The sequence below is a fragment of the Asticcacaulis sp. AC466 genome, from assembly GCF_000495815.1.
Taxonomy (GTDB): Bacteria; Pseudomonadota; Alphaproteobacteria; order Caulobacterales; family Caulobacteraceae; genus Asticcacaulis.
The window spans coordinates 46,943-72,963 of sequence record NZ_AWGE01000017.1 but is presented as its reverse complement, the minus strand read 5'-3'; the positions used below and the strand labels follow the sequence as shown (position 1 = coordinate 72,963).

The window sequence follows — 26,021 nt, the reverse complement described above, 5'->3', positions numbered from 1 at the left end:
CGTGCGAGACGGCGCGCCCGCGCAGCCTATGGGCGCATGTTGAAGTGTTCGACGACGGGACCGAGGGCGAGCGTCGGCGCGTAGGTCAAAACACCGACAATGACGACGATGCCGATCAGGGTGGCGACGAATAGCCCATTATGGGTGGGCAAGGTGCCCGCTGAAACCGGCACGGTCTTCTTCGCCGCCAGAGATCCGGCGATGGCCAGAACCGGGATGATGATGAAGAAACGGCCCGCCAGCATGCAGATACCCAGCGCCGTATTGTAGAAAGGCGTATTGGCGCTCAGACCGGCGAAGGCGGACCCATTGTTGTTGGTGGCCGATGTGAAGGCGTACAGGACTTCGGAAAATCCTTGCGCGCCAGGATTAAAGATGCCCGCCTGGCCGGCCTTTGTCATGACGGCGACGGCCGTTCCGATCAGGATGAACACACACGGCGCCAGCATGGCCACGCTGGCCATCTTGATCTCAAAGGCCTGGATCTTCTTACCCAGATATTCGGGCGTACGACCGACCATCAGGCCTGCGATGAATACCGTCAATATGACGAATATCAGCATGCCGTACAGACCGGCCCCAGCCCCGCCGTAGATGACTTCGCCAAACTTCATCAGGAGCAGCGGCACGAAACCGCCCATCGGGGTAAAGCTGTCATGCATAGCATTGACCGCGCCGCACGATACCGCCGTGGTCGCCGCAGCGAAGAAGGTGGAACTGACGATGCCGAAGCGCGTTTCCTTGCCTTCCATATTGCCACCGGCTTGAAGGGCGCTCGCCGTCTGGTCGATATGCAGGGCGGCGAAATGCGGATTGCCCCCCTGCTCCATCACCGTGCCAAAGACCATAAGCGGCACGAAGATGATCGTCATGGCGGCCAGTATGGCGAAGCCTTGACGCCGGTCGCCGACCATGACGCCGAAAGTATGGCAGCAGGCCGCCGGGATCAGCAGAAGGGCCATCACTTCGAGGAAGTTGGTCAATGGCGTTGGGTTTTCGAAGGGGTGCGCCGAGTTGGCGTTGAAGAAGCCGCCACCATTGGTGCCCAGCATCTTGATCGCCTCTTGAGACGCGACCGGACCAACCGCAAGGAGTTGATTGGCGCCTTGCAGGCCATGGGCACTGATAGATGGCGCAAATGTCTGGACCACACCCTGGGAGCCGAGGATGACCGCCAGGATCAGGGACAGAGGCAGCAAAATGTAGAGATTGGCTCGGATCATATCGGTCCAAAAATTACCAATACCGCCCGACTGCTTGCGCGTCAGCCCCCGTATCAACGCCACCATAACCGCAAGACCGACCGCCGGACTGAAGAAATTCTGCACGGTCAGGCCAACCATTTGCAAAAAATAGCTCATGGCCGCTTCGCCGGCATAGGATTGCCAGTTGGTATTGGTGAGGAAACTGACCGAGGTGTTGAAGGCTTGGTCAGGCGTCATCCCCGGCACAGCCTGCGGATTGAGGGGCAGGAGCTTCTGGCACAGGAGCATGACATAAAGGAGTAAGAAGCTCACGGCAGAGAACAGCAGGACCGCCATGGCGTAGGTTTTCCAGTCCATATCCGTATCGGGGTCTATTCCGCAGGCCTTATAGAGCAGCCGTTCGAGCCAGCCCAGGATCGGCGACATCAGGTTTTTCTGACCCTGGAAAACCTTCGCCATATAGCCCCCAAGGGGTATGACGCAGGCCAGCATAACGGCCATGGAAAGGGCAAGCTGAAGCCAGCCGTTTCCGGTGAGAATGGAGGACATGACAGCCCCTTATAGTTATGGAAACATTTCGGGTTTTATCAGCGCGGCGAGCAGATAGCCGAGCAGGCCGAACGTAACGACGCCGGCAGCGATATAGAGCGCGGTCATGAGCCGCCCTCACGCAGGCGTTCGCACAACGCCACAAAGGCGGCGGAAATGAGGAAGAAGGTCACTCCGCCGAGGCCGAAAATAAAAGTCATTGAAAGGCGTCCTTGAAGACAGTGGAACCTAGCCTTCAATAGACTGTGCGCCGTATGCCGGGCGTATAGATGCCGACGGACGCCGTATAGATTTCGTATAGGCCGCGACTAGAGTGTATCCCGACCTGATTGAATCGGCTAGGCGCTCTAGATCTCTGCTTTTACGCGCTTTTTTATCAGAAAAGTGCAACACACTTTTCGGAAAGCGCTAGGTGCGCAGCGTCCGATTGAACAGCGTCAGTGTACGCCGCCACGCCAGCTTGGCGGCGTCCGGGTTGAAGCGAGGCGTCGTATCATTGTTGAAACCATGTTCCGCACCATCATAGATGAAGGCTTCATAATGAATGTGCGCAGCTTTCAGCGCCGCCTCATAGGCTGGCCATCCGGCGTTGACCCGCGCATCATTGCCCGCGAAGTGCAGAAGCATTTCCGCCTTGATATGCGGCACGCCGTCCAAGGGCGGCGGTGCACCATAAAAGGGCACCGCCGCCTTGAGCGTCGGCAGACGCGTGGCCAGCATATTGGCGACGCCGCCACCATAACAAAATCCGACAACGCCTAGATTGCCGTTGCCTTCGGGGAGTAACTGCGCGTAATCGGCGGCAGCCATGAAATCTTCGCGTGTCTTCTGCTGATCCAATTGACCGAAGGCAGCGCGCGCCTTGTCTTCGTCACCGGGATAGCCGCCCAGAGGCGTCAGCGCATCGGGTGCTACGGCTATGACGTTTTCGAGCGCCAACCGACGGGCGATGTCTTCGATATGCGGATTGAGCCCGCGGTTTTCATGAATGACCAGCACCACCGGCAATTTGCGGTCGGCGCCAGACGGGCGAACGATATAGGCCTTGATGGCGCCGTACCCCTTGGGCGATGGAATTTCGACATGGGATGCGAGCAAACGCGCATCGTCAGGCTTGACCTGCTGTGCACGAGCGAAATTCGGCGTCAGGGCCGCCAGCGTCGCCATCGCACCGGCGGCACCGGCCGTATATCGGGCACAGCGGTTGAGAAAGGCGCGCCGGTCGATCGTGCCATGCACGTACTTATCGAAAAGCTTTAAAACCTCAGGCTTGAATGCGGTCGAAGGCAGCATGTCTGGCGTTCCGGTCATGGCTTGGCTCCGTTTTGCGCCGTGTTGTCGTATCACGTGATCGCCCGGACCTTAACTGACATTTATGTCACCACCTATGTCACCCGGGCCGTCCCAGCGCTCTTGATCACGAGGCCAAGTAAAAACCTCTTCGCATTTTGGCCTTTCGTACCCCCTATCTTAAGCCAATTGTTACCTATGTCCCTTACACGGGCCGGTATTATCGTATTGGCATCGGATATTGATATCGTGGCAACCGAAACTCAGAATCTGAAATTCCTGAACGAACTTATCCAGGCGGACCAGCTCAGCGCGGTGCGGCGCAGCATATTGATCTCGATACCGATCAACGCTTTACTGGCCGTCATAATCATGGTGGTCACCGTTTTATACGGCCATGTATTAGCAGGCATAGCCTGGTTCTTCGCGACGTGCGTCATCAATGCCTTGCGGATCGGCCTGTGCCGCTCTCCCCTCCCCGGTGCGCCCGTGAAGGGGATTCTGGGCGGCCTAACCCGCCTGTCAACCGGCCAGCACCTGATGCTTGCTTCCGTTCTGGCTTTGATTTCGGGGGCCATCTGGGCCCTGATGCCGCTACTCTGCGACGGCTACACCGCGCCACAAGCCGTTTTTTATCTGGTCGTCATCTGTGGCATCACCGCCGGCGCGGTCACGCACGGCAATGCCTACGCCATAATCCCGATCTGTTTCATCCTCCCGCCCCTTTTATCCATGGCGGGGTGTATGGCCTATGCTGGGGGCGTCGACCATATCGGCATTGCTTTTGCGACGATCCTCTATCTTGGCGCCCTTATCCGATCGTCGCGTGAAAGCCACGCCCTGTTCCGCGAAGCCAGTCGCCGCAAGAACGAGGCGACCTCGCTGGCCGGATCCCTTACCCAGGCCCACGCGCGAACGACCGAAATCGCCGAAGAAATGCACCGGCGCGCCATCCACGACACTCTCACCGGACTGCTGAACCGAGCCGGCTTCGCCAATGAAGTCGAAACCCTTATGTCTGGCCGGCAAAAATCGCTATGCCTGATGATCCTTGACCTGGATGGTTTTAAATCTGTCAACGACGTCTTCGGTCACCGTGCTGGCGACAACGTCCTGATCGAAGTGGCGGCACGCTTACGTCAAAACTTGCCGAACGGGTTCACCATTGCGCGACTGGGCGGCGACGAATTTGCCATCATCTTCGCCCCCGAAGCCAGTTGCATGCAGCCTCGCGAAGTTGCTGACCGCTTGATTTCGGCCATTGGACGTCCGTTCCCCGGCTTCGACTCCGGTCGTGTCGGTGTCAGTATCGGTATACATCAGACACGCAATCGCGTGGGTTTTTCGGAAATGATGATATGCGCCGACAGCGCGCTTTACGCGGCAAAGAGCGGCGGCCGCAATCGCCATTACATGTTCGATGAGCAGTTGAATAACCGCTTGAACATGCGACGAGATGTCGAACGCGATCTGCCCAAAGCCCTGGCGGACGGCCAGCTCTACATGGTCTATCAACCGATCATGGACGATGGCGGACGGCGCCTCAGCAATTTTGAAGCCTTGCTGCGCTGGGACCATCCGAGACATGGGTCGATTTCGCCGGTGGATATCGTCGAGATTGCCGCCGTGCTTGGGCTATCTGAAGCCCTGATGAAGCATATTCTCACCAAGACGGGCGATATTCTTACTCGGCTGATCGCATTGGGACGGACCGATATCTGGGTCGCCGTTAATGTGTCACCGCGGGAAATGTCACGGCTACCTGTCGATGCTTTTGTGCTCGACGCGTTAAAAGCTCAGGGCATACCGACCTCAATGCTGGAAATTGAAGTAACGGAGGAAACCGCCATGGATATCCGGGCGGTGCAAGGCAAGTTGTCCGTTCTCAGCCAGGCCGGTATACGTGTAGCGATCGACGATTTTGGCGTCGGGTATTCCTCCCTGTCGTCGCTGCGCCACCTTCAAGTCGATCGTATCAAAATCGATAATTCGTTCGTGACGGAATTAACCCGCTCATCGGCGGATCAGTTGATGGTCCAGGCTATTGTCAATCTGGGCCATTCGCTGGGCATGGAGGTCGTGGCTGAAGGCGTGGAAACGGCCGAAATTCAGGCCATGCTGCAAGCCTTCGGCTGCCGCGTCATGCAGGGGTATCATCTAGGTCATCCGATGACGCTCGATGTGGCACTGAACTGGATGTCACAGCTAATGGCGAGCGAGGATTCGAAGTCCCCATCGCGTCATGGCGGCCAAGGTAGCGTTAGCTCAGCCTTGCCGGAGTTGCAGGCGATTTAGCTAAAATCAGCCAAAGCATGTAAATAGATATTTGTTTTTACAGGCTTTTCGCAATTACTCTGCTGTCGATCAACAAAGGTTTGCGAGTCGGCAGATTTGCCCGTGCAAGCCACTCCGAGGCAAACAAGGCGCTGGAGGACTTAGAGCGCCCATCTGACGACATCAGATAGACGCTCCAACCCTTTGTTTTTAAAATATTTTCGGAAAGTTTTAGAACCTATAGGCTAAACCGATGGACGTCACCGCCGGATCAAGTTTAACCTTGGACTTCAAGGCGCCATCATTGATGCGCGCGTCGGTCTTGTAGAAGACCTTCTTGTAATCGACGTTAAGCGCCCAATGGCCCTTCAGCGCGACATCGACGCCAGCCTGCACGGCGGTGCCGGCACCGTTCTTCAACCTGACTTTGAACCCGTTCTTGTCCTTACCGCTGTACCAATCCATGAAATTCACGCCGGCGCCGACATAGGGGCTGACCTTTCCGGCGGGATTGAAGTGATATTGCAACGTCACCACCGGTGGCAGAACCCAGGTATCGTGCACCTCTACGTTGGTCGAAGGGCCTACGGCGCTGATCTTGTGCTTCGACGTGCCCAAAATGCCTTCGACGGCGATGTGGTCGGTGAAGAAATAGCTAAATCCGAGGGTCGGCACCGTGCTGTTGCTGACCGCTACGTTGAGCCCGGAATCGACGCCGGCCGCCGTCACGATGTCGCCCTTCTCAGACGGAGCGACAACGGTCGCACGACCGACGATGACGAACTGACCGGCATGCTTGGGCACGAAGGCATCTTGCGCGTGACCGGCACCGGCAAGACTCAGGGCGGCAAAAGACCCTAAAATTACCATGGTTTTATAGGTATGTGTCATGACCGCGATCTCCTTTTTTTCAATTGAGCGGATGGCACGGTGTAGACCCTATTTCGCCACTTTTGACCTGCGCATCCTGCCGCAGGGCGGATTGTCGCAGCACCCGCAAAAATAAGACATTTTTGTCACGGTCTAGGGGTTCGGGCTATCGGCCTGCCTGCCCGGTTATCCACGGCCAACCTTGTCGGCACTATCGACATCAAATTGCAGGGAATCATGGATGGCCGCCCTGAATAGCCAAGCATAAACGGTAAGCACGGCCGCCCAGACGACCGCCACAGCAATACCGCCCAAACCGACATACCGGTAAGCCGTGGCGCCGGCTATTCCACCGAGAATAAGGCCGCCCCAGAGGACAAGCCATGGCCCCCAGGCCCAACGGTCACCGCCCGTTACCGCGATCGCGAGTTTCTGGCTGACCTTGACAAGCGTACCGGTCATGTAGGTCACACCGACAACGACATCGCCCCGTCGTTGGAAGACGGCATTCTCCGCGCCCATGGCCAAGGTCAGGCAAGCAATCGCAGCCAGGGGGACACCCGCGAGCTGGCAAAGCCACCCAGCCCCTATCAATCCAGTAACCAGGCCCATGACCGTGATTGTGCGATAGGCCGGATAAGAAAAATGACCGGCGAGCGTTCCTATGAATACACCGAACATGAATAGGCCGATGATGGTTGCGAGGCCGGCGATGATCCCGGCCTCACCGCGCGACAAGGCGACCGCCAATTGCGTGGAATTACCGCTCATGAATGAAATGAAGGTGCCGTGCAGTTCAAGAAAGCCTGTTGCGTCGACAAACCCGGCCAAGGACGACAATCCAACCGCCAGCGCCATAGCGCGTTTTCGTAAGGTATTCACAGTAGCCAACCGCCTCTAAGTATCGTCTCTCGGAGCTTAGCGAATTATATCGCACCCAGGCCCCGATAACAGCCCCATCAACGAGCCGTCAAAGCGTTTGCGCCTATTGCCCGTCAGATGCAGCGAGGCTTTAAACATACATTGCTTTCACTTAACGAATTGCGCAAGCAGGCGACGCCTTTGGAGGCGGTGTCAGTTTTTTGTCCGTAACGTTTTAAGGTAGGCAATAATGGCGGCGCGTTCTTGCGTGGTCCTGAAATGCATCGGCATACCCGTACCGGCATACATGGCTTCCGGGCCAGTAAGGAACCGGTCGAGCTGCTTCACTGTCCAGACATCGCCGCTTTGACCGGCACGCTGTAGCGCCGGAGAGTAGTTATAGCCATCTACCGACCCTACAGGGCGACCGACAACACCAAACAGGGCCGGCCCGTTGTCATTGACCATATGCTGGCTGTCATCATGACACAGGCTGCATTGCTGCGTGAATATCCTCGCCCCCTGCGCGACCTGGCCCCCTCCTACGCCTCCTGAACTCGCGTGTATTACGCCGGCCATCGCCAAAACATGGAGTGTCAACATCATGGGTATTTCCCCCGTAACCGTTGAAGGCGCCCGACCTGCGGTCGAGGCATAAAACGAGGACACTGGCACACGGTCTATCGAGCGCATTTGTTTCAGATCAAATTCGGCTCGCATCACCTTTTTCGCGTAGCGATTTGAGTGTGACGCATCAGCAAAGGGCAAACAGGAGCGCCGATCTGACAGCAACAGATCGGCGTCCTAATTCGCTGTTTTTGCAGTCTTCTTTACCTTGGGGGCCTATTCCCACTCAGGCCGATGACACTGACACCACCTGACATAAGAATTATCAGGGTTCCACCGCATAAAGGCTATGATGTGTCAGAATGAACAGGGTCTTACCGTCGACGCCGCCAAAGACCAGTTGCAGCGGACGTTCGGGAACATCGATGCGACCTTTTTCCTGACCATCGGGGCCGTAGACGAATATTTGGCCGTTGGCGACGTAGAGATTGCCAGACCGATCGACGGCCACACTCTCACCTGCGCGATGTGTCAGAGGCGTAAGATGAGTCAGGCTGCCGCCTGCCCCGACGACCGCGCCATAAACCTTAGCCTCGGAGCCATTGCTGACAAAAACGCGTTCGCCAACCTTGGCCTTAACCAGTCCGAACGCCTGAAGCGTGTCCGACCAGCGGTGTCCGGTATGATCCGTCGGACCTTGGGTCAAAACGCGGAAGGCAGGCAGGACAAGACTGCCATCCGGGGAGACATATTCCCGAGTCTGAGACTTGCCGGCATCTCGGGCAAACATTTCGCTCAAAGTCGTGAATTCCATCGTATCTGGATCCAACTGATCGCGGAATTCACCATTGTTCCAATAGTTGCCGGGAAGTGCCGTAAAGGCATCCTTGTGGGCAACGACCGGTGTGGGCGCGATCACCGTAATCGGTGCGCCGGGTGTGCCCGGTTTGAAGCTGTAGACGGTGCCTTCGGCGCCCATGGAGGACAAGACCAAGAGGTTGTCGGACGTATCAAAGGCCAGGTTGACGGGATCAAGCGGCGCGTCACTGACGAGTTCGAGCCCGCCGCTTTTTGACCAGCGATATATGCGCTGGAATTGATGCTCGACGAAATAAAGCTGACCCTTTGAGTCGGTTGCCGCACCCGAAATTGAATAAAACCCACCTTCGAGTTTTTCAACCTTGGGCATTGCCGGGTCCGGCGACGTGGGCACGGCGGGGTGAGACGATATGTCAAGGACGGCGAACTCGCGTTCACGGACAACCTGTTTGTGGGTTACGTCCTCAACCACGTCGTCGAATGGAAATTTGCTGGCGCGCAAATAGGTCGTGCAGCCATTGTCGTCGCACGTCGCAAACCCGCTTTCTCCGTTCACATGGACATTTCGAAGGCGAATATCATCCGAATTGAATATCTTGATCGCCGGGCTGGCCGGCTTCACGGTCCGTGTCACGCGATATCCGTGGTAATTGGCAAACAGGATGTTGCGCGAATTACGAATCTCGGTCGAGACCGTATCCTGGCTCTCCCTCACCTCTTCCTCGGTCTGTGGCGCCAGGAATTCCCAGTTTTCAACACCGTCCAGAACGATTTCGGCGCGCATATGGTGCTCCGCCGACAACTCGTAAACGTGGCCGGGGGTCTGGGTATTGGTGACGTAAAAGCCCGCCTGCGCGACCGTATTGGGTGACCAGATATTGGCGAACGTTCCGCCGCCCCCGTCGGTTACCCAGATGCTCGGCCGTTGACGGTCCCACAAGGTGCGCGGGTCGGGCATACCGGGCGTTTTCGCATAGGGGTCCAACCTGACGCCATTTGCCTGCAAAGTGCCATGCCCGCCCTGAATTTTAACGTCGTCCACCAATGAGTCGGCGCCAGCTTTCCAGAGCAAAGCGGTGGCGCGTGGGTTGACATCGCCAGTCGACAGGCCAATGCCGGACAGAATGGCATTGCCACCACTGGCGCTTTGCAGCAGGGCCTTGGCGTCGCCCGCACCCGAAAATGCAGGCGTGCCGTCCGGGATCACCAACTGCGTAAGGCTGGGGTGCATGGCGATAAGGACCGTATCCGGCCGCAAGGTGATGGTATTGGTCACGACGTAGAAACCGGCCGGAAAATAGACCACCCGGTGTTCGTCGATTGCCTTTTGGATAGCCGCCGTATCGTCCGTCTTGCCATCACCTGCCACACCCAAGGTCCGGACATTGACCCACTTATCGACGCCGGGCAGTGCGCGAATTGCCGGTCCTGTCGCCGCCGGCATTGTCGTCAGGGGTGTCGCCTGAACATCAAGCGCAACTGTGCCGACGGTTGCCGGTTGGGTCACTTTCAGCCCATAGGTAAAATGGCTCACCCGGTAAAGTTTAGCGGGGCCCGCAACGTCCTTGCCGCTGTCGCGGAAGTGAGCGAAGACAGGCACATTCTCAGCCGTCGCGTTATCAAAACCGATCTGCGTGAAAGGCGCGCTTTCGTTGCTGATAATCACCGCCGCCTTGGAGACATTTTCGAAGCGCACATCCTTGCCCCACAGCGAATCGGAATAGCCGCGGTCGATATCGATTCCGACGGGTGTATTTTTGATCTGAACGTTAATGAGCGTCAGATCGGCTTCGTGCTCGCGAATGGCGGCTTCGCGCTGGCCGACAAAGGTCGAGTCGATAAGCGTAAACTGCCAGGCGGGTGACGTTTTTTCGGTCAGGATGCCATAACGGCCGCCATAAAAGTGCAGATCCTCCGCTTCATTGCCGGCCTGATAGATACCTGCCAAACCCGAACCTAATCTGAAATCGATGTGGCTCAAGAAGGTGTGTTGGGCGGTACGGAAGCGAACAGCGACAGCCGCGGGGTTGCGATCACCGATTTCAAAATCGACATTGCTAAGCGCCGAATAAAAGGTGGACGAATTCGCATCGCGCACCTTGTCGCTATAGGGCACAACGGTAGGAACCGGGACGGGCACCTTTCCCGTTGTGTAGATATCCCCTCCCGTAAAGACGACCAGGTTGGCAATCCCCTTTTGAAAGCCTTGCGTGTTGTCGCCCAGATAGATGACGGGCCGACTTGCCCCTACGCCAAAGATACGTACCGCAAGCGGCACAAGCAGGGTGCGCGAAATCCGGTAGCGTCCAGACGGGATGAACACGATGCCGCCCAGGGTGTTTTTCGACGCCTCGTCGATCGCGCTCTGGATCGCGGCGGTGTCATCCGCCTTGCCATCGCCCACCCCATGGACGGTGACGGCGTGAGGCTCGTCGGGTGCTGTCTTATAGACCGATGTCCCGGCCTTGGCCCCCAGACCGGCGGCGCCGGCGGGGAATGTGGGCATAACGACTGCGGCCAGCCCTAACGCCAATAGGTGAAGCCGGTGTATCCCGAATTGCCTTGCCATTCTCAACTCTCCCTTCGCACGCGTTTATGCGTGTCTATTCATTCTAGAACCTGATCATCCTACAAACTGGTCATCATACAAACTGGTTCAGCACCAGAACGCAGATCAATCCAACAATACCGACGAGACCTTCCATCAAGGTCCAGGTCCTGAGGGTGTCTTTTACCGTCAGGCCGAAATATTCCTTGAACATCCAGAAACCCGAATCATTGACATGGCTGAACATCAGACTTCCCGCCCCAACGGCCAACACCATCAGGTTCGGATTGACGCCGGACGACGCCACCAACGGCGCGATCAAACCGGCCGCCGTAAGCCCGGCAACGGTCGCCGACCCCAGGGACACGCGGATCGCGCCCGCGATAAGCCAGCCCAGCACAAGGGGATGAACCGGCAGGGTCTGCATCACACTCCCGAGCGCCGCGCTTACACCGCTGTCGACCAGAATTTGCTTAAGGGCGCCGGCACCGGCGATGATAAGCAGAATGGGCGCGATTTCTCGCAGGGCGCTTCCCGATTTTTCCATGAGTTGCCTGAACCCGGTCCCCCGGACCATGCCCAAGGTGACGCTGGCGACAATCACCGCAATGAGCATCACCAGAATGGGATTGCTGACAAAGGCAACAATGGGCTTATACTCGGCGGTCACCAGGCCTGAGAAGCTGAGCACCGTTGCACCGGACAGCAACAAAACCGGCAAAAGTGCCGTTCCGAAGGCATTGAAAGCGCTTGGCATCTCATCATCGCTGACGGGCGGGCTTACAAACAATTCGGGCGGATTGGACGTAATTTTGCGAACCGTCGTGGCGAACACGGGGCCGGCGATCAGTACAGTCGGAATGCCAACGGCCAGACCGTAGAGAAGAGTCAGCCCCATATCGGCGCCCAGCATGGGGACGATTGCGGACGGCGACGGATGCGGCGGCAAAAAGCCGTGGGCAATCGACAGGCCAGCCATAAGTGGGATGGCCAACCACACCAGGGGTTTGCCTGACTGCCGGCCCAGCGAAAAGACCAGCGGGGCAAGCAAGACGAACCCGACATTGTAAAATAAGGGAATGCCCACAACGAAACCGGTCACAGCAAGCGCAATGCTCATGCGCGACGTGCCAAAGGCCTTGATCAGCACCGAGGCAATTTTTTGCGCTGCCCCGGAGTCGGCAATCATCTTCCCGAAAATAGCGCCTAAGGCTAGCAGCAGGGCCAGCGACCCCAGCATATCGCCAATGCCCTTTTCTATAGACTTGGGAATGGCATCGAGGGGCATCTTTAGCAGTAATGCCGCGCCGATCGATGCAATGACAAACGCCAGGAGAGGCTGCATCTTGCCCCATCCGATCATGACTACAAGACTAAGGACCGCCAGGACCACGGCTATCAATTGCCAGGCCGTACCCGAGGTTGCTGAGGCAATGTCTGTTATCATTCTGGGGCTCGCGAGTAAGAATGTAGAGTGGCGACCGGCATTTTCTGTCGTTCGGCTGGCGTTCTAAGCGTCACTTAATCGACAACCTACCCGCCGACAGAGCGTCCGACATCTGGCCGATACGCCACTCCAAGTAAAAATCTGGCGCTCTAGGCCTGAAGTCTGGGAGCGCCAGATAGGTGCGGATAGAAAGGGAGGAAACTATCCACTCCTTCAGTCAGGATTTCAATGACGATCCGTTGGAAAATGGCAACAGATGCCGCGATCCCGTCGTGAAAATCAAAGCAAGGACGTCCGCTGCGCGTACGTAGCGGACGTCCTTTCCAGTCTTAGAAGGTAAACCGCAGGCCGGCATGATAGAAACGGCCTATCGTGTCATAGAGCGCCGGATTGATATCAAGACCGGTGTTGGTCTGAGGCAATGGGACGGGCGCCACATCGAACAGGTTGTCAATCTTGAAATAAGCCACGACACCCTTGCCTATATTATAGGATCCAGCGACATCTACATAGGTCGCTCCCGGCATGCTGTTGTTGTCCAGAGTCGGGTTGTTGGACGTGGAGACCGGGCAACCGCTTTGGCAGACCACGTACTGAGTGCCGACCACGCCGTCGCTGAACCACCGTTCCTGAAGCGTCAGGCTGTAATCCTTCGTCGAGTAGCTCTGAACAAAAAGCGCCTTCCAATCCGGCGTCGCGCCCGAATTCTGTCCGGCAGACTGCGAGGGAACCGTGCCGGGCAAGCCCGGAACAGTGGTAAAGTCACGCACGTTCGTCGCAAGAGCCCGCAACACCAGATTGCCTTGGAGACCAAAGGGTTGAGGCACCTGATAGCTGACTTCATAGTCAACGCCATTGGTTTTGATCGAGGCGGCATTGATGCTACCGACATTCACGTAAGGGTTCGCACCCGTCAGATTGAAGGTGCTGCACGCCGCGGGCACGGAGCCATCGAAGCAGTATTGCACCAATTGCGTGGCATTCGGCCCGGACGAGATCGCGTCCGTCAACTTGATATCGTAATAATCGATCGATGCACTAAACCGTGGCGCCCAGCTCGGGTTCGCCAGAACGACCCCAAAGTTGAAGTTCTGGGCGATTTCCGGCTTAAGCGCGGCGTTTGACCCCGCGTTCTGCGAAATGGTCAGGGTGGAGTTGGTGAACGGATTGGTGAAGTTCGGCACATTTGTCGATGTGGTCGGGCCAAACAAATCGTTGAGGTTCGGCGCCCGGACATCCTGCGACCGGACGGTGCGCAGTCTCAGGCCGCTAAGTGGCGTATCCCAGGTAAACCCGACCTTCCATGCCTGCGCGTTTCCGGCCGTGCTATATTTTTCCGCACGGCCAGCCGCATTCATGTTGAGCTTGCCAAGCGCTTCGGAGTCAATCAAAGGCACGTTGAACTCAAGGAAGGCTTCAACGACGTTGTAACTGCCTGTACCGTTGCGGTAGTTCCCGGCGTAGAAATTGCCGCCGCTGGTGCTCAGTAAAGGATCGGCCGGATAATCGGCGTTATAAGGACTGGTTGTGCCATTGCCATAAGGGTCGGCGACCGCCCGGTACCATTCACGACGCCCTTCTGCGCCGAATGCTACCGAGACAGGACCGGCCCACAGAGAGAAGGGCTCGCCCGACACGCTGACGGCGGCAACGTCCTGAGTTTGGATTGTGTGCTGGAAGGCGCCCGCAGCCGGCTGAAGATAGGCAATCGCCGATGCACTCGGCGTTTGATTGCCAATGACATTGATCGGCTGACAGCCATTGGCGCGCGCCACCGGATCGCGACACACAATCACACCATTCACCATCGTCGCGTCTACCGCCGCCGTGAAGCGCGCTTTCAAGAGGAGATTGTGGACGTTGATGTCCGAGGTTTCCTTACCATGGGTGTAATAGGCGTCGTAGTTCCAACTTGTGCCGAAGGCATCAAACTTGCCATCCGCGCCGATGACGAACCGCTCTTGCTTACGCTGGGTATTGACGCGGATGCTGGGCAAGAAGGGCGTGACCGTCCCCAGCTTGAAGCTGGTGATGCCGTTCGGAGCGCATTGGGCGGAAATGGAGGCCGGCACATAGGGGTTTGAACACTGAATCGTCAGACCCGGTTCGGTGAAGCCTGGGTTCGGCTGGTTGTGCGTGTCAACCTTGGCCAGGTTGATGGTAAAATAGATTTCGTTGTTCGGATCCAGATCAAAGGACGTGCGATTATAGAAGTTCGTACGAATGATGCCCGATTGAAGCGTGGCCCCGACCCCCACATTGGCAGAAGTGTCTCCGCCGACGCAGAACCCGACATAACATCCCGTCACGCCACCGGCGGCATTTTTTTGCGGCACGCCGTTGGAGCCATACACGAAGTTATACGGGTTGCCATTCTGATCGAAGGCAATGCCCTGAAGCGGACCGGAGGTGATCAATCCGTATTTGGAATATGTGATGGATTGCGCATGATCCACCGACACAAACTGCGGGGAGCCATTATTAGTAATGCCTGTGTTGACCAGGGTTGAGGTGCGATACCAGTCCCGGCCATTGGCCGCCTTCTCACCGAAATCACCGGCAGGTACGCCGTCTTCGCGATGGTATTCCAGCGCGAACTCCGTATGAAGCCGCTTATTCAGGAATGACCTACCAAAAGCGACCTGGACAAGACCCTGCTTGTCATCGCCATATGTGGTTTCGCCGGCTTCGATATTCCCTTTGAAGCCCTCAAATTTCTTTTCGGTGATGAAATTGACGACGCCGCCAACGGCATCCGACCCCCAGGACGCGGACGCGCCGCCGGTAACCACATCGACGCGCTTTACCAGCAGTTGCGGAAAAAGGCTTATGTCCGGAGCACCGGTACCAATATTGGCCGGCACGACCCGCTGCCCGTCCAGCAAGGTGAGCGTGCGACTGACCCCCAGACCGCGCAGAGCAAAGGAACTCAGGCCCTGCTGTCCGCTGGAGGTACTAAACGTATTGGTCGCCACGCCACTTGACCCCTGAAGGGACGGCAACTGCACGATCGTCGTGAAAATATTCGGCTGGGCCTGATTGGCGATGTCGGTCGCACTAATCGAGGTTGTCGGTGTCAGCGCCTTAAAGCCCCGCGACACGATGCGCGAAGCGGTCACGACAACCACGACATTGTCCGAGTCCGTTGCGGTCTTCTCAGGCTCGGCCTGCGCAGCGTAAGCGCAGCCCGTAGCGAGCGCAAACGCCAGTACAGACGCCGAAGCAAATTGCAGCGTACGCTTCAGGTAATATCCGGATACGCCCGGTGCGTCACACACGTGATTCTTGGCTAAATGTCTCATTTCCATCCTGGTTTCCTTCCCCTTGCCTTTGCGGCAATTCATTAACGGCACGTTGGCGTTGACTGGCTCTGCAGGCCAGGTCGCGCCCGGTCAAACGATAGCTTGCCGAGCATTATGTCAGACCATAACGAGGGCATTTTTGAAGCGCAACCACCGTTATGCCAGACATATCGAAATAATTTTGGCGTTGTAGATTTATCACAAGGCGAAGAGCGTCCACGGCGCTCACGGCAAGCAACCGCAAAAAGGTGACAGGTTTCGAATTTTAATTAATACAATTCAGTATATTATATGAAACTTGCAACGCCAGGAGACAGAAGGCACCTCGCCGCACGCCCAGTCAGCGCAAATTATTTCGTCCGCCCAACGACGAATTATAGGTAAGACATAATTTCGATAAAAATGATTTTAGTCGGCGTTCGCGCCCGAGGATGGCGCGAAGCTATGTCGCCGCCTTTTCTTTATATTCAAACCCATCGAAATCGGCCGCCAGCCGCCCCCCGGACATGTCCTGGCAAGCCATGCCGACAAAGGCGCCCGTGAAATTCGGCAAATCCTGCGGCCCCGCCTCATCGGACAACTCGGACATGTCCAGCGTCAGGCCGAACCAGATCCAGTCATCGCTAGCGTCCTGGCGGAAGGCGAACCTCAGACGATCATAGTCCACCTCCGCCCGTATTTCGACGGCGCCATCCGATATGGGATGGATGCTTGAGTCCGGGCCAATCTTATCCAAACCCGACACGCTGGACATAAGACGCAGATGCCGCCCCACCGCATCATCATAGGTGAGACAGCAATAGTGGTACTTGCTGGCATTATAGTAGACGACAAGACCGGCCGACTGCTGAAAATTACGGGGCGAATAGTCCAGCCGTGTCGTCGCGGAATAGCAAAACGCCTCCTGACGCCGAGCGACAAGCGCCTGCTCGAACTGACTTCCCAAACTTTCACGCCCATAAAGCCGAAGGAAACCCGGCCGCTCCGTCAGGCTGAACAATTGGTCAGGGCAAGGCGATCTTAACCATTGAAATTCTTCCGGAAGGTCTGCGGTATCAAAATGCCGGCGGACGATGTCCGGAGCCGCCTCCTCTGCTTCAGGTTCCGGGCTTTGAGCAGTAATAGCTGGCGCCCCCTCGCCATCCAGTGTCTCCAGCCAGCCATCCGCGCGCCAGCGCATGGGTTGAATTGCCGTCTCACGACCCATTACGCACCGTAGCAGGCCCGGCAAAGGACGCCCACAGAGATAGACCATTAGCCAGCTGCCATCGCGCGCCTGGACAAGATCTCCGTGTCCCGCCCTTTGCAAAGCGCCTTCCGGGCGCCCGCGACTGGTCAGGATGGGGCCTGTAGGACAGGTTTCATAGGGACCATCGATATGACGGGACCTGGCCATTGTCACAGCATGATCCCAACCCGTGCCACCTTCCGCAACGATCAGGTAATACCAGCCGTCGCGCTTCAGCAAATGCGGTCCCTCGGTGAAGCCCAGCTCCGTTCCGGTATAGATTATCCGACGTTCGCCGATCAGCCCCTTTCCCGCACGGTCATACTCCTGGAGCACAATCCCGCCAAAATGGCGCCTGAGAGGCCGATGATCCCAAAGCATATTGAGCAGATAGGATTTGCCGTCGTCGTCATGAAACAATGAGGGATCAAATCCGCTGCTGTTAAGCTGGACCGGATTGGACCACTCCCCTGTCACTGAGTCAGAAGTCACAAGACAATTGCTGAAATCCCGCAAAGCCAGCCCGTTGGCCCCGCTGACGGTGGTTCGCCCATATCTGCGCACGACGGAATATGTCAGATAGAAGAGCCCATCCTTATGCGTAAGACACGGCGCCCAGACCCCGCAACCGTCCGGGACGCCCCTTAAATCCAGTTGGGAGGCACGCCGCAAAGGCCGGTTGACCAGGCGCCAGTGAACGAGATCGCGCGAATGGTGGATTTGAATACCCGGGAACCATTCAAACGTGGAGGTCGCTATGAAATAGTCCTCCTCGACGCGCACAATGGACGGGTCAGGATTGAAGCCCTTGAGAACCGGATTGCGGATCATGAACCGGCCTCTGCGGCGACCGCCTTCGGCTTAATCAACAGCCAGAGCAATGCAGCGCCCACCAGATCAAGCCCGCCAATCAGAATGAAAAAGGGGCCGTAGCCGATCTTCGCAACCAAAAGACCGATGGCCAGGGATATCAATAATGCGCCCAGGTTGGCGGCGGCGCCGACCATTCCGGCGACTGTGGCGACTTCTCCGCGCGGAAACAGATCGGAGGCCATCGTAATCACATTGACGGACAGGGTCTGGTGCGCAAACCCGCCCACGCATAAAAGGGCGATCGCCACATAGGGGCTTGAAACATAGCCGACAAAGGGAATGCATGTCATCATGCATGCGCCGACCGTAAACGCCCACCGTCGCGCGTTGATCAGATTGACGCCTAACCGTTGAATCCATAAGGCCAGAGCCGGGCCGAACAAGCAGCCCAAATCCGCGGCCGCAAAAGGCAGCCAGGCAAACAGGGCAATGTGTTTCAGATCGAAGCCGCGCACCGAACTCAGATAAAGCGGAACCCAGAACACCAGCGTCCCCCAGGTCGGATCAGCGAGAAATCGAGCAATCGCCAGCCCCCAGAAATTGCGCTGGCTCAGTATCCGCAGCGGCGATGGTTTCGGCGCGCGGGACTCCAGATGACTCTCCTGCCCGGCCTTGATGTAGTCGCGTTCCGCCGGGGACAACCCCTTGTGTCGGGCCGGCGACTGATAGCAGGCGTACCACAGCACGGCCCATACCAAAGCTAACCCGCCGGATATGATAAAGGCGGCCTGCCAATTATATTGAATAATAGCCCAGGCCACCAAAGGCGGCGCCAGCATCGAGCCAACCGAGGCGCCGATATTGTAGATTCCGCTGGCGAACCCCCGCTCCTTAGCCGGAAACCATTCGGCGACAACCTTTAGTCCGCCCGGCTGCGCGATTCCTTCGGCAAAGCCTTGCAGACCACGCAGGAAGGCAAGGCTTTGCCAGTTTCCCGCCAGGGCGTGCGCCATGGTAATCACCCCCCAGGCCACAGCAAACAAGGCGAGACCAAGTTTCAGTTTGACGAGGTCCAGGATGTACCCGGCGATCGGCTGAAGCATGATGCCAAATTGAAAAATGCTGGTAATCACACCGTAGTTTTTCTCGGTCATGTGCAACGAAGCCATCATCGTCGGCGCGGCGACGCTCAGCGCGCTTCGGGTGAGGTAGTTGATTATGGTGCCAAGCATGACCAGGCATATGATGCCCCACCTGGTCATTCCCGTGTTTTTGGCCATTCCACCCTCCAATAGCCTTAGGACTCTCCCGGCAAGATGGCGGTCTTGGCTTGGCTCACATGCGAGGCCAGGCAAACACGGCGCGGACTTTCCAGGACATTCGCCCTTTTGCTACCTCTGTTTTTTGGTATGGCTACCACGTTATGTCTGGCTTTATCAAGGCGCGACACACTCCGGCGCAGTCGATCCTTTATTCCGCGTCCGGTATCGCGCATTTGGCACATTTCAGACATCCCTGTATATTTATCAATGTTTTGCTAATATTGTGCTGTGTCATAAGCGGCGGTTACGCGACGAATCACGGCCGTCACCCTTAGGATTGAGTTTGAATCCATGCCGCATTTTGCCCTTTTCAGGCTGGGAAGCTCCATTCAATTCGTCTTACATAATGAAATTTTGGACTTCATGCGGCCTTTCCATATCTGCCAATCAAATATAGCCTGCGGACAACGAGATGCAGAGAGAGCCACATATGAATAAGCCAGGCCGCAAGCGGCTGGCAGCCGTCAGCAAACACGACGGGCTGGAGTCGGGCAAACTGGGCGAGTTGCATACGCAGTTGGCCCAGAAATTAGGGATAGATATTCTTGGACGGAAATGGCTGCCGGGCGAGATTCTACCCAGCGAAGTCGATATGGCCAATACATACGCGATTTCGCGGCCGGCCGTGAGAGAGGCGATCAGAACCCTTGCTGCGAAAGGGATGGTCGAGCCGCGTCGCAGGCGGGGCACTTGCGTTACCGAGCGCGCGAAATGGAACATGCTGGATCCAGACGTCCTGAGTTGGATGTTTGCGTCCAAGCCCGATGAAACGCTCGTGAAGAACCTGTTTGAGATGCGCCTCATCCTGGAGCCGGCCGCCGCGCGGCTGGCGGCGCAAAGACGGACTGAGGCCCACCTAAAAGCCATGTCCGACGCCCTGACGATAATGGGCCGGGAAACGCTGCTCACTGAAACCGGCCTTCAGGCCGATATCGATTTTCACGCCGCCCTCATGTCCGCAGCCGGGAATGAGCAGCTTGGCGCCTTAAACGCCTCAATCGGCGCCACTGTCGCCTTATCCAACCGCTACAAGATTGCCCACGACATTCTGGGCCGCGACCCGGTCCCGGCGCATATGGCCGTGTACGAAGCCATCTTGAATCGCGACCCGGAAGAGGCGCATTGGTGCATGCAGTACCTCGTCAGGCTGGCCGTCAAGGACCTGCTGCATATGGATGCCATCGAGGACCTACCGCCCGAGGCCGGCAAGGAGGCGTAACCAGACGCACCAGTCCTCGTGTTGGCCGCTCTGCGAAGGCTATAAGGATCATGCCCTCGTCAGCCCTTTGTGCAAATAGCGCAAGCGGAAGGCGGGACCTGTAAGTGTACAGGTAATGATAGGATATTTAGGGGAAATGGAGTGGTGCCTGGAGCCGGAATCGAACCAGCGACACGCGGATTTTCAATCCGCTGCTCTACCAACTGAGCTATCCAGGCCTTCTCATGAGCGTGTCCGGTAAGGGACGTCCTCGGGAGGGAGGCAGGTCTATAGGCGAGGTAATTGGGCTTGTCCAGCCATAAGCGACGGTATTTTTGAAAAATTTGTTAGTCTTCCCCATCATCTTTTGAATGAAGGCCGGTTGGGGCGTCACCATCGGTATCTTCGTCATTGACCGACAGACCGCCGGCGCCATCGATGACGTAATCGCCCTTCAGCCAGTGGACCAGATCGACATCGGCGCAGCGCTTGGAACAAAACGGCGCATAGCTTGGCGCGACGTTGACAACGCCTTCGATCGCTTCGCCGTAGGGTTTGCGGCAACGGGTGCAGTAACGGATACTCATAGGATAACCTCTGGCTTGGCGGCGGCGTCCAGGCGAATGATCGCCGACAGCGGGTCGTGGGATGCGGCCAGCAATGGACGCACAATATCTAATACCGATGGCGGTGCGCGCAAGGTCATCAGTCGCCCCGGCTGGTCGGCGGCCCGTTTCACCGCGTCGCGCAGCAGCCGGTGGGCCATACGCAGCGCAGGATCGGCGTCGATCAACGGGCAAGCGCTCCATGGCCGTACAAATTCCAATGTGCCGAATTTTCCGATGGGGGCCACAATGATCGATTCGCCGGAAAGGCCGGCAAGCAGTCTTTCGCGCAAGGTGTCGGCATCGTGCCGTTTGCCGATCAGGTCCATGACGACGAGGCCCGCCAGACCGGACAGACGCAGGCGCCGTCCGATGTCGTTTGCGGCGCGCTCATTACACGCCTTGGCAAAGGCGCGTGGCGTCGCCACGCCGGACTCAACGCCATTTCCCCCCACCGAATCAACATCGCAGGCAATCAGGGCGCGTGTTCGTTCGACGCTGAGAAAACCGCCTTCCGGCAGCGGACCGGACGGATTGAGCGCCCCCTCCTCCGCGTCATCCAGGGCATCGGCTATGGCGTCTGGCTCAGTTAGCTCCGCAACCGGCCCATCAACGCGGGCCAGCAGGCGGGCCTTCAAGTCGCGCACCGCCGTCACTCTGCGTGGCTCACCCTGCGCCACCCCGATCAGGCGCGCACGGGTGCGTTTCTCAAGCCGCGCCTCAGCTATGATTTCAACCTCAAGCGCCGCGCCTTCGGCGATCTTGGCCACGGCCTCCTGCGGGGCGTCGAGGACGGCCTCTGCGCCATCCGCCAAGCGCAGGAAAGCTATGCCACCGGCCTTGGTGCGCAGACGCGCAACCGAGCGCACGCCAAGCAAGGTCAGCGCGGGATCGTTGTCATAGCCTTCGAGATAAAAATGCGGACGGCCATCGACCAGGATCGCGGCCCGCGCCAGGCTGAAGCGGCTGTCATAGGCCAGGGTTTTCACCGGCTGAGGCCCGCGCCTTCGAGCAGGGTGCGCGTTTCATACAGCGGCAGCCCCATCACGCCGGTGTAGCTTCCCACCAATTGCGTCACGAACGCCCCTGCCAGGCCTTGGATGGCATAGCCACCAGCCTTGCCCACCCCTTCGCCGCAGGCGATATAGGCGGTCCTGTCCGCATCGCTCAGGCGTTTGAAGGTCAGGCGCGTTTCAACCAGCCGCGACGACAGCTTTCCCGACGGACTGACCACGGCCACGCCCGTATAGACGCGATGCCCGCGACCGGACAGCAGGGTGAGGCACGCCGCGACATCCGCGTCCGTGGCGGCCTTGTCGAGCACACGACGCCCCACGGCCACGACCGTATCCGCGGCCAGCACGAAGGCGCCCGTATCCATCGCCACCGCCTGCGCCTTGGACACAGCCAGACGCAGCGCGAGTTGCGCCGGTGTTTCGGTTTTCAGCTGGGTTTCATCCAGATCCGCCGCGACGACAGCATCAGGGGCCAGGGCGATCAGGCCCAGCAAATCGCGGCGGCGCGGGCTGGCGCTGGCCAAAATAAATCTAGCGCGTTCAGCCACGGAACAAATTTACTTGAAGCGGTAGGTGATGCGGCCCTTGGTCAGGTCGTAGGGCGTCATTTCAACCAGAATGCGGTCGCCGGCCAGGACGCGAATGCGGTTCTTGCGCATCTTACCTGCGGTGTGGGCGATGATCTCGTGACCCGACTCTTCCAGCTTGACGCGAAACGTCGCGTTGGGAAGCAGTTCGACCACGGTGCCGGGAAACTCGAGTAGTTCTTCTTTTGCCATTCGGCCCTCTGGTTACCGGCCTGCTGAAGACTCAGGCCGTTGAGAAAATTGAGATTGCGCCCTTTATACCCAAAGGCTGGAAGTGGAAAGCCCTAAAACGAAATGCGCCCCTTGCCGCGAAGGCAAGGGGCGCATGAAACGCGGTCTAGAAGGGGGAAACTAGAACGCCTTCACGAGGCTGATAGTGGCCGTATTGGCGGTACCCTTATCGCTCTGGAAGTCCGAACGCGTGTAGTCCGCGCGCAGGGCGTATTCCGGATTGATGTGATATTGCGCGCCCACACCGTAATCGAGGGCGGTGCCTTGCTCATACTTGCCATTTACGGCAGGCGACTTCAGCTTGGTGTCGGAAACACCGACGCGGCCGATCAGGTCAAAGCTGCTGGATACCGGTAGATAGCCGACGCCGTAGACGCCTACCTTGTTGGTCAGCTTGGTGCGACCGGCTGCGGTGTTGTCATCATCGGTGCCGAAAGCAGCTTCGCCTTCAACGCCGAAGTGCGGGGTGATCTTAGTGCCGACGCGGGCGTTGACACTGCCCAGCTTTGTATCGGTCTTATCGTTGTCGGTTTGCTGATAGCCGAGCGAGCCATACACGTGACCAACGTCCTGAGCCGAAGCAGCGGTGCCGATAGCGAGGGTGGCCACAGCGGCCGTAGCAATCAAAAAGGTCTTCATAGTCTGTGCTCCAAATTTAAATGGGTCACGCATCGGGGAGGATGCGGGCCGGGCGATCATCTTGTCGCCTGACTGTAATATGGAGATCCGACCGGGCCTTCGTGGGGCTATTACGAGGTCATTTTAGGGTAATTGCAGCCAAATAAGACCTTATGGTCACGGTCTGGCCCCGTATAAGGCGAACGGCGTGATATATGGCCGGTTTGCGCCGCAATCAGGCCCTTTTGATGAACCAATATGAATGAAGAAAATGTAATGAATTCATAAGGATAGGCAATTATTGCCGACTCGACTGCCCCGCACCTCGTCCCACCTGACCATGCCACATTCACCCCTTCTGAATGCGGCCGCGCTTTCAGGATCTGACCAACGCATTTACCAGGGTGAACAAACGCCGCGCCGTTTCATGGTCGATGGCGATCTTGCCCTTGAGCCGCTCGCTCAGCAATTCGGCGCCTTCGTTGTGAACCCCGCGGCGCCCCATGTCGATCGACTCAATCTGGGTCGGCGTGGCGTTTTTCAATGCGTCATAATAGCTTTCGCAAATCATGCGATAATCGCGCAGCATGGTTTTGAATGGCGCCAGCGACAGCATGATCTTGCGCGCGAAATCCGGTCCCGTGACATCGAAGACCAGCCGGTTGTCTTCCAGCGCAAGTCGTAAATCGAAAGGCCCCTGCGTGGCGCCTTCCGGAGCGAAGCTGTTTTTTTCAATCAGGTCGAACATGGCGACCTTGCGTTCATGCTCCACCTGGTCGGACGGCGCGCTCAAAGACTCTTCGTCGATATCGATTCGGGCGATGCGCATGATGTAATCTCTCAAATGTCCGCGTTACGATGAGCACAAATCGCAGTGATTTGGCAAGTCGGCTTAGCGGTGCAATACTTTACAGCGCGTGATCTGGCAGCATCTTGGCGCGGCGCGGCGGCGCCAGGTCGAGAAGCAGTACGTCCAGGCATTCGACCTCTATACGCATATCACGATCCGCCGCACCGGCGAACCGCAAGGTCAAGGCGAAGGCGGGGGCTTCCAGCGGTTCGGCGGCAATGTCGAGCAGGCTGAGCGGCAAGGTCTTTTGTTTCGTATCCAGGCCGCGCGTTTTGACGCCAGTCACGTCAGAAATCCGCAGGACGCTTGGGGCGCGCAAAGGCACGGCGCCCGCTTTTTCATGACAGAAACGGCTCATCTGCAAGGTTACAGACCGGCCGGCCGGATCGTAAGCAATATCCGCCATCCTGAGCGCCGCGTCCTGAACCAGAGCAGAAATCGCAGGCAGGTCTTCGGCATCCTGGGCCAGAAGGCGCAGGGGCTTGGCAGGCGCTTTACCGAAACCGAACAAACCCATTATTCCTCTTCCATTATCGGGCTATCGCCCTTAAGCCGCCTGATATTGGCGCCACAGGCCGACAACTTGCCTTCCAGATTTTCGAAACCGCGATCCAGGTGATAGACGCGGTTGACGATGGTTTCGCCCCGCGCGGCCAGGCCGGCAATGACCAGGCAGGCCGATGCCCGCAGGTCCGTCGCCATTACCTGAGCGCCGCGCAGTTCCGTAACGCCGTGTACGCGGGCCTCATTGCCCGTGACGCGAATGTCAGCCCCAAGACGGCTCAATTCCGGAACGTGCATGAAGCGGTTCTCGAAAATTGTCTCGCGGATAACGCTTTCCCCGTCGGCCAGGGTCATAAGCGCCATGAACTGCGCCTGCAAATCGGTGGCGAACCCCGGATACACGTCGGTGGTCAGATCGACCGGGCGGATCTTGGCATCCTTGCGGCGAATGGTCACCGTATCGGCGCCGCGTTCGACCTCGCATCCGGCCTCAACCAGCTTATCGAGCAGAATGGCAATCAGTTCCGGACGGACCCGGGTCAGGCGCACTTCGCCGCCCGCCATGGCACCGGCCACGGCATAGGTCCCGGCTTCAATGCGGTCGCAGATCACCGACCAGTCCGCACCGTGCAGCGAGGTCACGCCTTCGACTACGATAGTGGTCGTCCCCTGCCCCGACACCTTGGCGCCCATAGCGTTCAAGCATTCGGCCAAATCAGCGATTTCCGGCTCGCAGGCGCAATTTTTCATAACCGTCGTGCCATGCGCCAGAACGGCCGCCATCAGGGCGTGTTCGGTCGCGCCGACAGAAACGAAGGGAAATTCGATCTCGGCGCCCTTCAACCCTCGCGGCGCCTGGGCGAACACATAGCCCTCGTGCATGTCGATATGGGCGCCCAGCGCCTCCAGCGCCTTGAGGTGCAGATCGACCGGCCGTGCGCCGATGGTGCACCCGCCCGGCAGGGACACCTTGGCATGGCCAGTGCGGGCCAATAGCGGCCCCAGCACATTGAACGAGGCCCGCATCTGGCGGACCAGTTCATAGGGCGCGAAGGAAGAGGTGATTTCCGGCGTGTGCAGCACGGTTTGCTGACCGTCCGGTCCATCAGATTCGCTGATTTGCGTCCCGAAACGCGCCAGCAAGCGACCGAGCAGCCGAGTGTCAGCCAGACGCGGCATGTTGGTCAGACGTACAGGTTCCGAGGTCAGCAGGGACGCGGCCATCAGCTTGATGGCGGAGTTCTTGGCGCCCGAGATGGGTATGTCCCCGAAAAGAGGGCTACCGCCCTCGATGGCAATGCGATCCATAATACGTCC

The 26,021-nt window shown here is 57.9% G+C and carries 21 protein-coding genes and 1 tRNA gene; 2 read left to right on the top strand and 20 right to left on the bottom strand.

The window, feature by feature from the left end:
* Nucleotides 1-26: 26 nt before the first annotated feature.
* The 3 genes from kdpA to AEAC466_RS38395 all read right to left on the bottom strand — a co-directional run bounded on the left by kdpA (nucleotide 27) and on the right by AEAC466_RS38395 (nucleotide 3,065).
* Nucleotides 27-1,754 (bottom strand): potassium-transporting ATPase subunit KdpA, encoded by a 1,728-nt coding sequence (gene kdpA, locus AEAC466_RS38405; protein ID WP_023459239.1) that lies wholly within the window; start codon nucleotides 1,752-1,754, stop codon nucleotides 27-29.
* A 15-nt stretch (nucleotides 1,755-1,769) separates the two neighbouring features.
* A complete protein-coding gene (kdpF, locus tag AEAC466_RS38400) occupies nucleotides 1,770-1,862 on the bottom strand; it encodes a K(+)-transporting ATPase subunit F (RefSeq protein ID WP_023459238.1) in 93 nt (30 codons plus the stop codon).
* Between the two features lie 300 nt (nucleotides 1,863-2,162).
* Nucleotides 2,163-3,065: a dienelactone hydrolase family protein gene (locus tag AEAC466_RS38395; protein ID WP_023459236.1), complete on the bottom strand. Its 903-nt coding sequence runs from the start codon at nucleotides 3,063-3,065 to the stop codon at nucleotides 2,163-2,165.
* Between the two features lie 177 nt (nucleotides 3,066-3,242).
* Here AEAC466_RS38395 and AEAC466_RS38390 point away from each other — a divergent pair, with 177 nt between their 5' ends.
* Nucleotides 3,243-5,339, top strand: coding sequence for a putative bifunctional diguanylate cyclase/phosphodiesterase (locus tag AEAC466_RS38390; protein WP_023459235.1), 2,097 nt, complete (start codon nucleotides 3,243-3,245; stop codon nucleotides 5,337-5,339).
* Between the two features lie 210 nt (nucleotides 5,340-5,549).
* Here AEAC466_RS38390 and AEAC466_RS38385 read toward each other — a convergent pair whose 3' ends face one another.
* The 8 genes from AEAC466_RS38385 to AEAC466_RS38350 form a co-directional block, all read right to left on the bottom strand.
* Nucleotides 5,550-6,209 carry an OmpW/AlkL family protein gene (locus tag AEAC466_RS38385; protein WP_023459234.1) on the bottom strand — a complete coding sequence of 220 codons (660 nt, stop codon included), beginning with the start codon at nucleotides 6,207-6,209 and terminating at the stop codon, nucleotides 5,550-5,552.
* 165 nt (nucleotides 6,210-6,374) lie between these two features.
* A complete protein-coding gene (locus AEAC466_RS38380; protein WP_023459233.1) occupies nucleotides 6,375-7,046 on the bottom strand; it encodes a YoaK family protein in 672 nt (223 codons plus the stop codon).
* A gap of 216 nt (nucleotides 7,047-7,262) precedes the next feature.
* Nucleotides 7,263-7,655 carry a c-type cytochrome gene (locus tag AEAC466_RS38375; RefSeq protein ID WP_023459232.1) on the bottom strand — a complete coding sequence of 131 codons (393 nt, stop codon included), beginning with the start codon at nucleotides 7,653-7,655 and terminating at the stop codon, nucleotides 7,263-7,265.
* Nucleotides 7,656-7,941: 286 nt separating this feature from the next.
* Complete coding sequence (locus AEAC466_RS38370) at nucleotides 7,942-10,941, bottom strand: glycosyl hydrolase family 28-related protein (RefSeq protein ID WP_023459231.1); 3,000 nt, start codon at nucleotides 10,939-10,941, stop codon at nucleotides 7,942-7,944.
* 136 nt (nucleotides 10,942-11,077) lie between these two features.
* The gene (locus AEAC466_RS38365; protein WP_052025164.1) at nucleotides 11,078-12,430 is read right to left on the bottom strand and encodes a gluconate:H+ symporter; all 1,353 of its coding nucleotides are present in this window, start codon (nucleotides 12,428-12,430) and stop codon (nucleotides 11,078-11,080) included.
* A 329-nt stretch (nucleotides 12,431-12,759) separates the two neighbouring features.
* On the bottom strand, nucleotides 12,760-15,732 hold the full coding sequence (locus AEAC466_RS38360) for a TonB-dependent receptor plug domain-containing protein (protein ID WP_081714683.1): 2,973 nt from the start codon (nucleotides 15,730-15,732) through the stop codon (nucleotides 12,760-12,762).
* Between the two features lie 442 nt (nucleotides 15,733-16,174).
* Nucleotides 16,175-17,791, bottom strand: a complete 1,617-nt coding sequence (locus AEAC466_RS38355) for a glycoside hydrolase family 43 protein (RefSeq protein ID WP_023459228.1) — start codon at nucleotides 17,789-17,791, stop codon at nucleotides 16,175-16,177.
* The gene (locus AEAC466_RS38350) at nucleotides 17,788-19,053 is read right to left on the bottom strand and encodes an MFS transporter (protein WP_023459227.1); all 1,266 of its coding nucleotides are present in this window, start codon (nucleotides 19,051-19,053) and stop codon (nucleotides 17,788-17,790) included. Before AEAC466_RS38350 ends, AEAC466_RS38355 begins: the two co-directional genes overlap by 4 nt.
* A gap of 472 nt (nucleotides 19,054-19,525) precedes the next feature.
* On the opposite strand from AEAC466_RS38350, the gene AEAC466_RS38345 reads away from it, so the two are divergent.
* Entirely contained in the window at nucleotides 19,526-20,314 is a 789-nt protein-coding gene (locus AEAC466_RS38345) for a FadR/GntR family transcriptional regulator (RefSeq protein ID WP_031239179.1), read from the top strand.
* Between the two features lie 142 nt (nucleotides 20,315-20,456).
* Here AEAC466_RS38345 and AEAC466_RS38340 read toward each other — a convergent pair.
* From AEAC466_RS38340 to murA, 9 genes are all read right to left on the bottom strand, one after another.
* Nucleotides 20,457-20,532, bottom strand: a tRNA-Phe gene (locus AEAC466_RS38340).
* Between the two features lie 108 nt (nucleotides 20,533-20,640).
* A complete protein-coding gene (locus AEAC466_RS38335) occupies nucleotides 20,641-20,880 on the bottom strand; it encodes a DNA gyrase inhibitor YacG (RefSeq protein ID WP_023459225.1) in 240 nt (79 codons plus the stop codon).
* Complete coding sequence (locus AEAC466_RS38330; RefSeq protein ID WP_023459224.1) at nucleotides 20,877-21,887, bottom strand: ribonuclease E/G; 1,011 nt, start codon at nucleotides 21,885-21,887, stop codon at nucleotides 20,877-20,879. The genes AEAC466_RS38335 and AEAC466_RS38330 overlap by 4 nt, the downstream gene beginning before the upstream one ends.
* Nucleotides 21,884-22,438 carry a Maf family protein gene (locus AEAC466_RS38325; RefSeq protein ID WP_052025166.1) on the bottom strand — a complete coding sequence of 185 codons (555 nt, stop codon included), beginning with the start codon at nucleotides 22,436-22,438 and terminating at the stop codon, nucleotides 21,884-21,886. The genes AEAC466_RS38330 and AEAC466_RS38325 overlap by 4 nt, the downstream gene beginning before the upstream one ends.
* Before the next feature lie 33 nt (nucleotides 22,439-22,471).
* Nucleotides 22,472-22,693, bottom strand: coding sequence for a translation initiation factor IF-1 (gene infA / locus AEAC466_RS38320; protein WP_023450735.1), 222 nt, complete (start codon nucleotides 22,691-22,693; stop codon nucleotides 22,472-22,474).
* A gap of 159 nt (nucleotides 22,694-22,852) precedes the next feature.
* The gene (locus tag AEAC466_RS38315; RefSeq protein ID WP_023459222.1) at nucleotides 22,853-23,371 is read right to left on the bottom strand and encodes a porin family protein; all 519 of its coding nucleotides are present in this window, start codon (nucleotides 23,369-23,371) and stop codon (nucleotides 22,853-22,855) included.
* 355 nt (nucleotides 23,372-23,726) lie between these two features.
* Nucleotides 23,727-24,179 (bottom strand): UPF0262 family protein, encoded by a 453-nt coding sequence (locus AEAC466_RS38310; protein ID WP_023459221.1) that lies wholly within the window; start codon nucleotides 24,177-24,179, stop codon nucleotides 23,727-23,729.
* 79 nt (nucleotides 24,180-24,258) lie between these two features.
* On the bottom strand, nucleotides 24,259-24,717 hold the full coding sequence (locus AEAC466_RS38305) for a DUF2948 family protein (protein ID WP_023459220.1): 459 nt from the start codon (nucleotides 24,715-24,717) through the stop codon (nucleotides 24,259-24,261).
* Entirely contained in the window at nucleotides 24,717-26,012 is a 1,296-nt protein-coding gene (murA, locus tag AEAC466_RS38300; protein ID WP_023459219.1) for a UDP-N-acetylglucosamine 1-carboxyvinyltransferase, read from the bottom strand. The genes AEAC466_RS38305 and murA overlap by 1 nt, the downstream gene beginning before the upstream one ends.
* Between the last annotated feature and the right edge of the window lie 9 nt (nucleotides 26,013-26,021).